Annotated in this window: 13 protein-coding genes; 7 read left to right on the top strand and 6 right to left on the bottom strand. The window is 73.4% G+C overall.

Features of this window, described 5'->3' with window-relative positions; translation table 11 throughout:
* Positions 1-11: 11 nt before the first annotated feature.
* The 3 genes from ABZX75_RS27840 to ABZX75_RS27830 all read left to right on the top strand — a co-directional run bounded on the left by ABZX75_RS27840 (position 12) and on the right by ABZX75_RS27830 (position 2,305).
* The gene (locus ABZX75_RS27840; RefSeq protein ID WP_355415222.1) at positions 12-1,163 is read left to right on the top strand and encodes an acyl-CoA dehydrogenase family protein; all 1,152 of its coding nucleotides are present in this window, start codon (positions 12-14) and stop codon (positions 1,161-1,163) included.
* 106 nt (positions 1,164-1,269) lie between these two features.
* Positions 1,270-1,557 (top strand): YiaA/YiaB family inner membrane protein, encoded by a 288-nt coding sequence (locus tag ABZX75_RS27835; protein WP_355415220.1) that lies wholly within the window; start codon positions 1,270-1,272, stop codon positions 1,555-1,557.
* Positions 1,558-1,654: 97 nt separating this feature from the next.
* A complete protein-coding gene (locus tag ABZX75_RS27830; RefSeq protein ID WP_355415218.1) occupies positions 1,655-2,305 on the top strand; it encodes a TetR/AcrR family transcriptional regulator in 651 nt (216 codons plus the stop codon).
* Here the strand turns inward: ABZX75_RS27830 and ABZX75_RS27825 are convergent.
* Positions 2,296-2,757, bottom strand: coding sequence for a MaoC family dehydratase (locus tag ABZX75_RS27825; RefSeq protein WP_355415215.1), 462 nt, complete (start codon positions 2,755-2,757; stop codon positions 2,296-2,298). The two genes, ABZX75_RS27830 and ABZX75_RS27825, sit on opposite strands and share 10 nt — an antisense overlap.
* 109 nt (positions 2,758-2,866) lie before the next feature.
* Between ABZX75_RS27825 and soxR the strand changes: the two genes are divergently transcribed.
* Positions 2,867-3,310, top strand: a complete 444-nt coding sequence (gene soxR / locus ABZX75_RS27820; protein WP_355415213.1) for a redox-sensitive transcriptional activator SoxR — start codon at positions 2,867-2,869, stop codon at positions 3,308-3,310.
* 9 nt (positions 3,311-3,319) lie between these two features.
* On the opposite strand, the gene ABZX75_RS27815 is transcribed toward soxR, so the two are convergent.
* The 3 genes from ABZX75_RS27815 to ABZX75_RS27805 all read right to left on the bottom strand — a co-directional run bounded on the left by ABZX75_RS27815 (position 3,320) and on the right by ABZX75_RS27805 (position 6,426).
* Positions 3,320-4,066 (bottom strand): 3-keto-5-aminohexanoate cleavage protein, encoded by a 747-nt coding sequence (locus ABZX75_RS27815; protein ID WP_355415211.1) that lies wholly within the window; start codon positions 4,064-4,066, stop codon positions 3,320-3,322.
* Positions 4,067-4,356: 290 nt separating this feature from the next.
* The gene (locus ABZX75_RS27810) at positions 4,357-5,022 is read right to left on the bottom strand and encodes a hypothetical protein (RefSeq protein ID WP_355415209.1); all 666 of its coding nucleotides are present in this window, start codon (positions 5,020-5,022) and stop codon (positions 4,357-4,359) included.
* 117 nt (positions 5,023-5,139) lie between these two features.
* Positions 5,140-6,426, bottom strand: coding sequence for a serine-threonine protein kinase (locus ABZX75_RS27805; protein ID WP_355415207.1), 1,287 nt, complete (start codon positions 6,424-6,426; stop codon positions 5,140-5,142).
* Positions 6,427-6,794: 368 nt separating this feature from the next.
* Here ABZX75_RS27805 and ABZX75_RS27800 point away from each other — a divergent pair, with 368 nt between their 5' ends.
* The 3 genes from ABZX75_RS27800 (at position 6,795) to ABZX75_RS27790 (ending at position 10,074) form a co-directional block, all read left to right on the top strand.
* Positions 6,795-7,568 carry an SDR family oxidoreductase gene (locus tag ABZX75_RS27800; protein ID WP_355415205.1) on the top strand — a complete coding sequence of 258 codons (774 nt, stop codon included), beginning with the start codon at positions 6,795-6,797 and terminating at the stop codon, positions 7,566-7,568.
* A complete protein-coding gene (locus ABZX75_RS27795) occupies positions 7,565-9,403 on the top strand; it encodes an AMP-binding protein (protein ID WP_355415203.1) in 1,839 nt (612 codons plus the stop codon). The genes ABZX75_RS27800 and ABZX75_RS27795 overlap by 4 nt, the downstream gene beginning before the upstream one ends.
* Before the next feature lie 65 nt (positions 9,404-9,468).
* Complete coding sequence (locus tag ABZX75_RS27790) at positions 9,469-10,074, top strand: TetR/AcrR family transcriptional regulator (protein ID WP_355415264.1); 606 nt, start codon at positions 9,469-9,471, stop codon at positions 10,072-10,074.
* 122 nt (positions 10,075-10,196) lie between these two features.
* On the opposite strand, the gene ABZX75_RS27785 is transcribed toward ABZX75_RS27790, so the two are convergent.
* Together ABZX75_RS27785 and ABZX75_RS27780 are read right to left on the bottom strand one after the other, a co-directional pair.
* Positions 10,197-11,450: an acyl-CoA dehydrogenase family protein gene (locus ABZX75_RS27785; RefSeq protein WP_355415201.1), complete on the bottom strand. Its 1,254-nt coding sequence runs from the start codon at positions 11,448-11,450 to the stop codon at positions 10,197-10,199.
* Positions 11,451-11,459: 9 nt separating this feature from the next.
* Positions 11,460-12,512 (bottom strand): phosphotransferase family protein, encoded by a 1,053-nt coding sequence (locus ABZX75_RS27780; protein ID WP_355415199.1) that lies wholly within the window; start codon positions 12,510-12,512, stop codon positions 11,460-11,462.
* Positions 12,513-12,588: the final 76 nt, after the last annotated feature.

The following is a 12,588-nucleotide window of genomic DNA, read 5'->3' as shown; positions in this document are numbered from 1 at the left end:
GGAGGTGCCCGGTGAATCTGGAGCTGAGCGAGGAACAGGCCGCCGTACGCCGGCTCGCCCGCGAGTTCACCGAGCGCGAGGTCGTCCCGTACGCCGCCGCGTGGGACCGCGCCGAGAGCGTCGACCGGGCCATCGTGAAGAAGCTCGGCGCGCTCGGCTTCCTCGGCCTCACCGTCCCCGAGGAGTACGGCGGCTCCGGCGGCGACCACCTCGCCTACGTCCTGGTCACCGAGGAGCTCGGCCGCGGCGACTCCGCCGTGCGCGGCATCGTCTCCGTCTCCCTCGGCCTGGTCGCCAAGTCCGTCGCGGCCTGGGGGACCGAGGAGCAGAAGCACGCCTGGCTGCCCCGCCTCTGCTCCGGCGACGCGCTCGGCTGCTTCGGACTCACCGAGCCCGGCACCGGCTCCGACGCGGGCAGCCTCACCACCCGCGCCGTGCGCGCGGGGGACTCGTACGTCGTCAGCGGCACCAAGACGTTCATCACCAACGGCACCTGGGCCGACGTGGTGCTGCTCTTCGCCCGTACCAACGACGCGCCCGGCCACCGCGGGGTCTCCGCCTTCCTCGTCCCCACCGACGCGCCCGGCCTCACCCGCCGGGAGATCCACGGCAAGCTCGGCCTGCGCGGCCAGGCCACCGCCGAACTCGCCTTCGAGGACGTGCCCGTGCCCGCGTCCGCGATGCTCGGCCCCGAGGGCAAGGGCTTCTCGGTCGCCATGGCGGCGCTGGCCAAGGGCCGGATGTCGGTCGCCGCGGGCTGTGTCGGCATCGCGCAGGCGGCGCTGGACGCGGCCGTCTCGTACGCCACCCAGCGCGAGCAGTTCGGCCGGCCGATCGCCCATCACCAGCTGGTCCAGGAGCTGATCGCCGACATCTCCGTCGACGTGGACGCGGCCCGGATGCTGACCTGGCGGGTCGCCGACCTCATCGACCGCGGGCGGCCCTTCGCCACCGAGTCCTCCACCGCCAAGCTCTTCGCCTCCGAGGCCGCCGTCCGCGCCGCGGGCAACGCCCTCCAAGTCCACGGCGGTTACGGGTACATCGACGAGTATCCGGCGGGCAAGCTGCTGCGCGACGCCCGCGTGATGACCCTGTACGAGGGGACCAGCCAGATCCAGAAGCTGCTCATCGGCCGCGCTCTCACCGGAGTCTCCGCGTTCTGATGCCATGCGCCCAAGCTGGCCTTGGCCGTCGGGCCGTTGCGGGCTGAGTACGCGCATGAGTAGGCGTGCGGATGTGCCCCGACCGCGCGAGCCCGATGCTGGACCCATGAACGAGACGCCGGTCAAGCAGCAGAACACGGGGGCGTACTACGGCCAGGCCGTTGCCTCCTTCGGTATCGCCATGAGCGCGGTCGGCCTGGGCATCTACCACCTGGACGCGAACGGCTGGGTCCGCGCCTTCCTCGGCATCGCCGTCCTCTACCTCACCACCTCGGCCTTCACCCTCGCCAAGGTCATCCGCGACCGCCAGGAGGCCACCCGCATCGTCAGCCGGGTCGACCAGGCCCGGATGGAGAAGATGATGGCCGAGTTCGACCCCTTCTCGCCCAAGTAGCCGGTTCTCGTCCCGGGAGACGGTCCACCAGAGCTAAGCGCTTGCTCACCCTCCGGTAGGGTGTTCCTTCCTACACGGCGAAGAGGGTGAGTGAGCGATGGACAGCGCGGCGGAGACGGCCGGCGGCTACCAGCCGTGGTCCGAGGTCACCCCCGACGCGGCGCGGCGGCTGCTCATCGCCGCCGTCGAGGCCTTCGCGGAACGCGGCTATCACGCCACCACCACACGTGACATCGCAGGACGGGCCGGCATGAGCCCGGCCGCCCTCTACATCCACTACAAGACCAAGGAAGAGCTGCTCCACCGGATCAGCAGGATCGGTCACGACAAGGCGCTGGAGATCCTGACGACGGCCGCCGACCGGTCCGGCTCGGCGGCCGAGCGGCTCGACGCCGCCGTACGGTCCTTCGTACGGTGGCACGCGGCGCACCACACCACCGCGCGAGTGGTCCAGTACGAGCTCGACGCGCTCGCCCCGGAGCACCGCTCCGAGATCGTGGCCCTGCGCCGGCAGAGCGACGCGGCCGTACGCCGCATCCTCGCCGACGGCGTGGCGGCGGGGGAGTTCGACGTCCCGGACGTCCCCGGCACCACCCTCGCCGTGCTGTCGCTCTGCATCGACGTGGCCCGCTGGTTCAGCGTGGCCGGGCGGCGCACTCCCGACGAGGTCGGCGCGCTCTACGCCGACCTCGTCCTGCGCATGGTGGGATCCCGGCCCGCCGACGGGCCTCGGCAGCCTCAGAAGTAGTAGCGGGACACCGACTCCGCCACACACACCGGCTTGTCGCCGCCCTCGCGCTCGACCGTGACCGTGGCGGTGACCTGTACGCCGCCACCCGCCTCCACCACCTCGGTGATCACGGCGGTGGAGCGCAGCCGTGACCCGACCGGCACCGGCGCCGGGAAACGGACCTTGTTCGCACCGTAGTTGATGCCCATCTTCATGCCCTCGACCCGCATGATCTGCGGCACCAGGCTCGGCAGCAGCGAGAGCGTCAGATAGCCGTGCGCGATGGTGCCACCGAAGGGTCCGGCGGCCGCCCGCTCGGGGTCCACGTGGATCCACTGGTGGTCGCCGGTGGCATCCGCGAAGAGGTCGATCCGCTTCTGGTCCACCTCGAGCCATCCGCTGGGGCCGAGCGGCGCGCCGATCCCGGCGCGCAGCTCCTCGGCGGATGTGAAGACCCTCGGCTCGGCCATGCCCTGCTCCTGCCTCTCGCTGACACGTCAGCGCTGGTTGAATAAGCGCTTGCTCAGCATGCTGGGACCTCATGTGTATGTCAACGGACCTCCGACTACCCTCGGCCTGGTGCCGCAGATTCCCGAGAAAATCCACGAGCTCACCGTCGGCCAGCTGTCCGCCCGCAGTGGCGCAGCCGTCTCCGCGCTCCACTTCTACGAGTCCAAGGGCCTGATCAGCAGCCGCCGTACCTCCGGCAACCAGCGCCGCTACACCCGCGACGCGCTGCGCCGCGTGGCCTTCGTACGCGCCGCCCAGCGCGTGGGCATCCCGCTGGCCAGCATCCGCGAGGCACTCTCCCAGCTCCCCGAGGAACGCACGCCCAACCGGGAGGACTGGGCCCGCCTCTCCGAGGCCTGGCGTGCCGAACTCGACCACCGGATCAGTCAACTCGGGCGACTGCGGGACCACTTGACCGACTGCATCGGCTGCGGCTGCCTTTCGCTGGAGAACTGCGCGCTGTCCAACCCGGACGACGTCTTCGGTGAACGGCTCACCGGCTCGCGGCTGTAGCGCCCCGCGTCACTCCGCCTGCGTCAGCCGGGCCCGCGCCGACTCCGTCCATGCCACCCGCGCCGCCGCCACCAACTCGGCATTCGACCGCGCCGCCCGCCCGTCCGGCAGGTGCAGTACGTCTCCTACGCCGATCCGCGCGGCGGTACCGCACCGCGCGGCCAGCCGCAGCACCGGCCAAGCGGCGGCTTCCCGCCCGTACAGCAACAGCGCCACGGGCGGCAGCCGGCGCAGCCCTGCCACCAGGACCGGACCGGCCGACGCGAGTTCGGCCACGAGCCGGACCCGCCCGGGCTCCCGCACCGGCCACGCCAGGAACCGCGCCATCGGCTCCGGCCCGGCCGATCCGCCGAGCGGTACCACGGCGTCCACCGCGATCCCGCGCGCCAGCAGGACCTCCGCCAGCTCCCGTGCCCCCGGCTCCGCGAAGTGCACCGCCGCCCGGTCCGGGAGCACCGTCCAGGACCGCACCCGCTCCCGCCGCCCCGCGGGGTCGGGCTCGGCCCCGATGCTCGCGGACACCGCCAGCGGTACGCCGGTTCCCGCGCGGCGCACCGCCTCCAGCAGCGGGCCGACCACCCGCGGCGAGAGGCTCTCCCGCCCGCACGGGGTCCGCGCGTGCACCAGCACCTCCCGGGCCCCGGCGGCGACCGCCCCCAGCGCGGCAGCCACCAGATCGCCGGGGGACAACGGCACGGCCGGGCCGTCGGCGGCAGACCGGGATCCGTTCAACGAGGCCTGCACCGGTACCGGCATGGGCCCGGGCAGCGGCACCGACGCGGGTGCCCGTACCGACCCCTGCGGCTCTCCCTCTGACGCGACCCCGGCCCCCGCACCGCCCTCTGGCGCGACCCCGGCCCCCGCACCGCCCTCTGACGCGACCCCGGCCCCCGCACCGCCCTCTGGCGCGACCCCGGCCCCCGCACCGCCCTCTGGCGCGACCCCGGCCCCCGCACCGCCCTCTGACGCGGAGTTCACGCGCCGCCCGGCCCCGAGTTCACGCCGCGCCCTCTGACGCGGAGTTCACGCGCCGCCCGGCCCCGAGTTCACGCCGCGCCCGCCGACGGCGTATCCGCCAGCGCCGGTCTCGGCACCACGATCCCGCAGCCCGCGCACACCGGCCCGTCCCACGCCCAGGCTCCCTCCCAAGGCCCGTGCCCGTGCCCCTGCCCCTGCCCGTGCCCCTGCCCGGGCCCTGGCCGGGGCTCGTGACCCGGCCGCGTCGCTCCCGTACGCTGCTCCGGAACCGGCGCCTGCCAGCGCAGTTCCCCGTCCCCGCACACCGGGCACACCGTCCCCGGCTCCGATTCCAGCGCCTTCACCAGCCGCCGCAGCACCTCGCCCAGCGTCCCCTCCGGCCGCACCCCCGGATCCGCACACCGCACCACCGCGTCCCCGCTCCCGCCCCACGCCCACTCCGGGCGGCGCAATCCGTGGTGCTTCTCCCGTCGCCGCCGCTCCGCGAAGTGCCGCTCGTACTCCAGCCAGACCGCCCGCGCCTCCTCCAACTCCTCCAGCGCGGCGACCAGCCGCCGCGGATCGGCCGCCCTGTCCTCCGGTGCGATGCCGTGCCGGTCGCACAGATGCCACCAGGTCGCCCGGTGCCCGTAGGGCGCGAACCGCTCCAGGCAGCGGCGCAGCGAATGGCGCCGCAAGGCCCGGTCGTTGCGCGCGTCGCGCACCTGGTAGGCCAGACTCCGGAATCCCGCCATCACACCTTCACCTCCGCCGCGCGCCACGCCGGCACCACACGATGTGCCCAACATGCCCGGCCGGACGTGGGCGCATGCGGGGGCGGTCGAGGCGTGCGGGTGGCACATGGCCGGAAGTCAGCGCCCCATACGCCCCGCGGCGACCACGACCCGGGCCAGTTCCTCGTGGCAGATGTCGCTGTGCGCCCCCGAGGGGGCGCCGCCGCGCCGGACGACGGATCCCGCGTCCACGCTGACGCACCCGGCCGTCGGCACGCCTTCGCGCAGCACCGCGTCGAGGCTCAGCCGCGGCGTGCCCGGAACCGCGTGCACCCCGTCGTACCCGATCGCGCCCCACCGCTCGTCGAAGCCCAGGAGACCGGCCGAATCCCCTGCCGTCCGGGAGGCCAGCGGATAGAACACCCGGAGGGCCGAGTCATGCGGGGAGTGGCAGGCCACCACGGGCCCCGCGACCCTCCGCTGGAGGCCGCGCAGGGCGCCGCCGCGGCCCTTGTCGTGCGGCAGGCGGTCGGCGAACGCGTAGTGGGAGAAGGAGCCTTGAAGCAGGGTCAGCGAGGCGATGTACCGCGCCCCGTCCGGCACCGCGCGCAGCGAGAAGGACACCAAACGCGCCCCGAAACTGTGCCCGACCAGATGGATCCGCAGCGCCGGGCGGCGGCCGGCCAGCTCCGCCAGCACCGGACCCAGGCCGCGCTCGCCGACCACCCCGGCCCGCTTCTTCATCCGGTAGTACGTCGCCTGCCGCAGCAACTCCTTGGCTCCGCTCCACAGCGTGCGCAGCCCGCCGCCGACCGCGAGGGCGCGCCCGCCCGCGTCCGGGGGCAGCGCGCCCGCCTCGACCAGCCCGAGGGTGAGGGCCCGGCACACCTCCAGCACGTCCGCGACGAAGATGGCGGGCACCGCCGGCGCGGTCACGGTGTGCACGGCGTCCACCCCGGCCAGCTCCCGTACGAGCGCACCGAACTCGATGAAGGCGGCCTCCGACTCCGGCTGCTCCTCCAGCAGTTGGGCCACCCGGTCCAGCTCCGACCGCCGCCCCGGCCAGAACTCCCCGAGCGCGTCCCGGGTGGCGCCGTCCAGTGCCGTCCCCGAGCCGGGTGCCGTGAGCAGGCCGGGCGGGTCGAAGTCCGGGATCGGCTCGTCCGAGAACCGCATGGAGGGCCATACGACTCCCACGTACCCCAGCCGTACGTCCGGCCCCACCAGCCCCGGGAAGGGCGCGAAGAACCGGTCGTACAGCCGGGTGGCGGTGGACCGGTCACTGTTCCAGCCGTGCGCGAAGACCAGCAGGTCCGTGGCCTCCAACTGCTCCACCGCGCGGCGCGTGGCCTGGTTCACGTCCCCCTCGGAGTCGAAGGTCAGCTCCGCGTACGGACCCACCCCGATGCCCGTTCCACCTGCCATGACTTCCCCCTTCGCGCCGCGCCCCGGGAAACCAGCATCCTGCTGCCGGGCCCGCGCGGCCAGATGCCGTCCGCCAGATTCTGCCTGCCCCAGGCTCGTGCCCGGGCGGGCCCGGCTCACCCGTACTGCTCCTCGCACACCGTCCGGGCGGGCGCGAGCGCGGTCGCCTTCCCGGCCCGGCCAACCGCGTACGCCGCTGCGGTACCGGTCCGGCCCGTACGAGGCACCTCCTCCACGGCGAGCCGCTCGGCCCCGCTGCGGACCTGCCCCGCCGACGCTGCGCGCCCCCGCCCCCTTCCGCCGGTACATACCGACTGGTTAGTCTGCCGGGAATCCGGTGTCCGGCAACCGGCAGTCGGCCATGAAAGGTGATCCCCGTGAGCGAGTACCAGGACCAGCGAGTCGTCGTCACCGGCGCGGGCGGTGGCATCGGCGCCGCCCTCGCCCGGCGCTTCGCCGCCGAGGGCGCCACGGTGGTGGTCAACGACCTCGACGCCGCCAAGGCCGCCGCGGTCGCGGGCGGGATCGGGTCACGTGCCATCCCGGTGCCGGGCGACGCGTCCGCGATCGTGCCCGACGCCCGCGAAGCCCTCGGCGGAACGATCGACATCTACTGCGCCAACGCCGGACTCGCCTCGGGCGGGGACGCGTTCGCCGACGAGGCCGTCTGGGAGGCGGCCTGGGACGTCAATGTCATGGCCCACGTCCGCGCGGCCAGGCTGCTCCTGCCGGACTGGCTGGAGCGGGAGAGCGGCCGCTTCTTGTCGACCGTCTCCGCCGCCGGACTGCTGACCATGATCGGAGCGGCGCCGTACAGTGTCACCAAGCACGGTGCACTCGCCTTCGCCGAATGGCTCTCGCTGACCTACCGCCACCGCGGTGTGCAGGTCCACGCCATCTGCCCGCAGGGCGTGCGCACCGACATGCTGACCGCCGCGGGCTCGGCGGGCGAACTCGTCCTGGAGCCGACCGCGATCGAGCCGGAAGCGGTCGCGGACGCGTTGTTCGACGGCATGGAGAAGGGCCGGTTCTTGATCCTTCCGCACCCCGAGGTCGCGGACTTCTACGCCGCGCGTGCCACCGAGCCGGACCGCTGGCTGAGCGGCATGAACCACCTCCAGCAGAAGTGGGAGACCCCATGACGCCCGACGCGGCCCCCGGCCTGGGCCTCGCCTCGGCTCCGGCCCCCGACACGGCTCCGGCCCCCGACACGGTTCCGGCCGCCGCCGTAGCCGACGCCGTCCCCACCGCCGTCGGTCGCGGTCAAGGATCCCGGTACGCCGCCCAGCCCTGGCTCGGGCTGCTCAGCCCGGCCCAGCGGGCACCCGTCGCACCGCGGCCCACCGTCCTGCACGCCTTCCGCGACGCCGTCGCCCGGGCCCCCGAACGCACCGCCCTGGCCTACTTCGACGGCCGGATCGGCTACGCCGAGGCCGACGCGCTCTCCGACTCCGTCGCCGGTCACCTGGCGGCACACGGCATCCGTCGCGGGGACCGCGTCGCCGTCATGCTCCAGAACACCCCGCACTTCGTGCTCGCCGTCCTGGCCGCCTGGAAGGCCGGGGCGGTCGTCGTCCCGCTCAATCCGATGTACAAGTCCGGCGAGGTCGGGCACATCCTGCGCGACTCCGGGGCCGCCGCGCTGGTCTGCGACGGCCGGGCGTGGACGGCGTACCTGCGCGAAGCCGCGCGGGACAGTGCCGTACGGATCGCCCTGACCGCCCGCGACCGGGACTTCCAGACCCGCGACGACCCGCGCCTGTTCACCCCCGCGCGGGACCCGCAGCCGACGGCCCCGCCCGCTCGGACCGCTCCGGCCGCTCCGCCCGCCCCCGCCGCCCGGTCCGTCGCAGAGGCAGCCGACCTCACCTCCGTGGCCGGCCGGGGCCACCCCGCCCCGGACGACCCGCGGCTCACCGCCGCCGACACGGCCCTCATCAGCTACACCTCCGGCACCAGCGGCACCCCCAAGGGGGCCGTGAACCCGCACGGCGCGCTCACGTACAACGCCATACGACAGGTCACCGGTCACCCCCTCCCCGAGGGCGCCGCCTACTTCGCCCTCGCGCCCCTCTTCCACATCACCGGCATGGTCTGCGAGCTCGCCGCCTGCTTCACCAACGCGGGCACCCTCGTCCTCGCCCACCGCTTCGACGCGGGCGTCGTCCTCGACGCCTTCCTCGAACACCGGCCCGCCTACACCGTCGGTCCTGCCACCGCCTTCATGGCCCTCGCCGCCCACCCCGACGTCACCCCGGACCACTTCGCCTCGTTCCAGGTGATCTCCTCGGGCGGCGCCCCGCTGCCGCCCGCGCTCGTCGAACGCCTGCGCGCCGCCTTCGGCTTCTACCTCCGCAACGGGTACGGCCTCACCGAGTGCACCGCCCCCTGCGCCTCGGTCCCCGCGCACCGCGAAGCCCCCGTCGACCCCGCCTCCGGCACCCTCTCGGTCGGCGTCCCCGGCGCCGACACGGTCGTCCGCATCCTCGACGAACACGGCGCGGAGGTCCCCTTCGGCGAGACCGGCGAGATAGCGGTGCGCGGCCCCCAGGTCGTACCCGGCTACTGGGGCCTGCCCGCCGACACCGCCCAGGCCTTCCCGGACGGAGAACTGCGTACCGGCGACGTCGGTTTCATGGACGCGGACGGCTGGCTCTACGTCGTCGACCGCAAGAAGGACATGATCAACGCATCCGGCTTCAAGGTCTGGCCGCGGGAGGTCGAGGACGTGCTCTACACCCACCCCGCCGTGCGCGAGGCGGCCGTGGTCGGCGTCCCGGACACCTACCGCGGGGAGAGCGTGAAGGCGTACGTCAGTCTCCGCCCCGGCACCTCGGCCGAACCGGCGGAGCTCTCCGCCCACTGCGCCGAGCGCATCGCCGCGTACAAATACCCGCGCCAGGTGGAGATCCTGCCTGTCCTTCCGAAGACGACCAGTGGCAAGATCCTCCGACGGGAGCTGCGCGACCGCGGCTGAAAACAGTCGGACGGTCGTACGGACGGCGGGGGAAGACGAAGGACATGGAAGGGAAGGTCAGCGCCATGGCGGCCAGGACCACGGAGCCCGAAGGCACGCACGAAGCCCCGGTACCGCAGCGGCTGCTGGCCGTCGCCACCCGGCTGTTCGCCGAACGCGGCTACGACCGCACCTCCGTTCAGGAGATCGTCGAGGCGGCCGGGGTCACCAAGGGTGCGCTCTACCACTACTTCGGGTCCAAGGACGATCTGCTGCACGAGGTGTACGCGCGCATGCTGCGCCTCCAGCAGCAGCGGCTCGACGCGGTCGCCGCATCCGACGCACCCGTCGAGGAGCGGCTGCGCGCGGCGGCGGCCGACGTGGTCGTCACCACCATCGAGAACCTCGACGACGCGATGATCTTCTTCCGGTCGATGCACCAGCTCAGCCCGGAGAAGTTCAAGCAGGTACGGGCGGAGCGCCGGCGCTACCACGAGCGCTTCCGGGCGCTGATCGAGGAGGGCCAGCGCACCGGGGTGTTCTCCACCGCCACACCCGCGGACCTGGTGGTGGACTACCACTTCGGGTCCGTCCACCACCTGTCCACCTGGTACCGCGAGGACGGCCCGCTCACGCCGCAGCAGGTCGCCGACCACCTCGCGGACCTGCTGCTGCGCGCGCTGCGCCCGTAGGCGGCGGGTGTCCTGGCGTACTCGGGCGGGCTCGGGACGGACTCGGGGCGGGCCGGCTTCCCGTCCGTCCAGCCTGCCCGGGGGCACCGGGCGCGGCCCGCGCCCGCCCGGGCCGCCGAGGTTCAGCCCCGGTACTGCTTCAGTTCCCGCCGCGCCAGCGAGCGCTGGTGCACCTCGTCCGGCCCGTCGGCCAGCCGCAGCGTCCGCGCCGCCGCCCACAGCTCCGCCAGCGGGAAGTCCTGGCTCACGCCGCCCGCGCCGTGCAACTGCACCGCCTGGTCCAGGATCCCCACGACCGCCCGCGGGGTCGCGATCTTGATGGCCTGGATCTCGGTGTGCGCGCCCCGGTTCCCGACCGTGTCCATCAGCCAGGCCGTCTTCAGCACCAGCAGCCGCAGCTGTTCCACCGTGACCCGGGCGTCCGCGATCCAGTTCTGCACGACCCCCTGCGCGGCCAGTTCCTTGCCGAAAGCCGTACGTCCCACGGCGCGCCGGCACATCAGCTCGATGGCCCGCTCCGCCATGCCGATCAGCCGCATGCAGTGATGGATCCGGCCCGGCCCGAGCCGGGCCTGGGCGATGGCGAAGCCGCTGCCCTCCTCGCCGATGAGGTTCGCCGCGGGGACCCGCGCCCCGTCGAAGACGACCTCGGCGTGACCGCCGTGGTCGTGGTCCGCGTACCCGTACACGGTCATCGCCCGGCGCACCTCGACCCCGGGCGTGTCCCGTGGAACGAGGATCATCGACTGCTGGCGGCGCGGATCGGAGCCGTCCGGGTCGGTCTTGCCCATCACGATGAAGACCTTGCAGTCCGGGTTCATGGCCCCGGAGATGAACCACTTGCGACCGGTGACCACGTACTCGTCACCGTCACCGTCGCCGCTCGTGGACCGCTCGATCCGGGTCTCGATGTTCGTCGCGTCCGAGGAGGCCACCTCCGGCTCAGTCATCGCGAAGGCGGAGCGGATCTCCCCGGCCAGCAGCGGCTCCAGCCACTGCTTCTTCTGCTGCTCGTTCCCGAACTGCGCGAGCAGCTCCATGTTTCCGGTGTCGGGGGCCGCGCAGTTGGTGGCCATCGGCGCCAGGTGCGGGCTGCGCCCCGTGATCTCGGCGAGCGGTGCGTACTGGAGGTTGGTCAGGCCGGCGCCGTACTCGGCACCGGGCGAGCCGTGCTGGTCGACGAAGAACAGGTTCCAGAGTCCCTGACGGCGTGCCTCGGCCTTCAGGTCCCCGAAGACGGCCGGGGTGTCCCAGGGCGAGGCCAGCCGCGCGCGCTGCTCGGCGGCGACCGGTTCCGCCGGGTAGACGTACTCCTCCATGAACGCGAGCAGCCGCTCGCGGAGTTCCTCGGTCCGGGCGTCGAATGCGAAGTCCATGAGTGTGCCTCAGCCTTCCTGGAGTTCCTGGAGGGTGGTCAGACCGTGCTCGATGAAGACCGGGACCAGCTCGCCGATCCGGTCGAAGCCCGCGCCGACGGTCTGCCCGAGCGTGAACCGGTAGTGGATGCCTTCGAGGATCACCGCGAGCTTGAACCAGGCGAAGGCCGTGTACCAGGCGATGGCGCCGGTGTCCCGGCCGGAGCGGGCCGCGTACCGCGCGATCAGCTCGGCGGGCGTGGGATGCCCCGGCGCCCCGCTCGTCGTACTGACCGGAGACGAGGTCAGGCCCAGGTCCGAGCTGTACATCACCAGCAGTCCGAGGTCGGTCAGCGGATCGCCGAGCGTGGACATCTCCCAGTCCAGCACCGCTCGGATCGTGTCGTCCGGGCCGCCGATGAGGACGTTGTCGAGCCGGAAGTCCCCGTGCACGACGGTCGGAGCGGGGGAGTCGGGCAGGGTCCGGCCGAGCGCGCCGTGCAGCTCGTCGATCCCGGCGAGGTCCCGGCCCCGGGATGCGGCGAGCTGCTTGCCCCAGCGGCGCAGCTGCCGGTCGAGGAAGCCCTCCGGCCGGCCGAAATCGCCCAGCCCCGCCGCCTGCGGCTCCACCGCGTGCAGCTCGACCAGGGTGTCCACCAGGGCCAGCACCGCCTGCCGGGTGCGTTCGGGGCCGATCGCGGCGAGCTGGCCGGCCGTCCGGTACGGCACCCCGTCCACGTACTCCATGACGTAGAACGGCGCCCCGAGCACGGAGTCGTCCTCGCACAGCAGCAGCGGTTCGGGCACCGGTACGGCCGTGCCGTGCAGCGCCTCGATGACCCGGTGCTCACGCCGCATGTCGTGCGCGGTGGCCAGCACGTGCCCGAGCGGCGGCCGGCGCACCACCCAGCGGGCGGTCCCGTCGGTGATCTCGTACGTGAGGTTCGACCGGCCGCCTTCGATCAGCCGGCCGCGCAGCGGCCCGGCCAGGAGTCCGGGCCGTGCCCGGTCGAGATGACCGCGCAGCCGCTGCAGATCGAGGCCCCGGGGGCCGGCTGAAGCCGAGTCTGGGGCTGGGGTCATGGTGGGGCACCTCCGAGGGGGCGGGACACGGGACGAGGAGAGGCGGGGCCGGGAGAACGCGGCACTGCCGCACCTC

The organism is Streptomyces sp. NPDC003038 (assembly GCF_040611115.1).
GTDB lineage: Bacteria > Actinomycetota > Actinomycetes > Streptomycetales > Streptomycetaceae > Streptomyces.
This window is presented reverse-complemented; position numbering and strand designations above follow the sequence as displayed.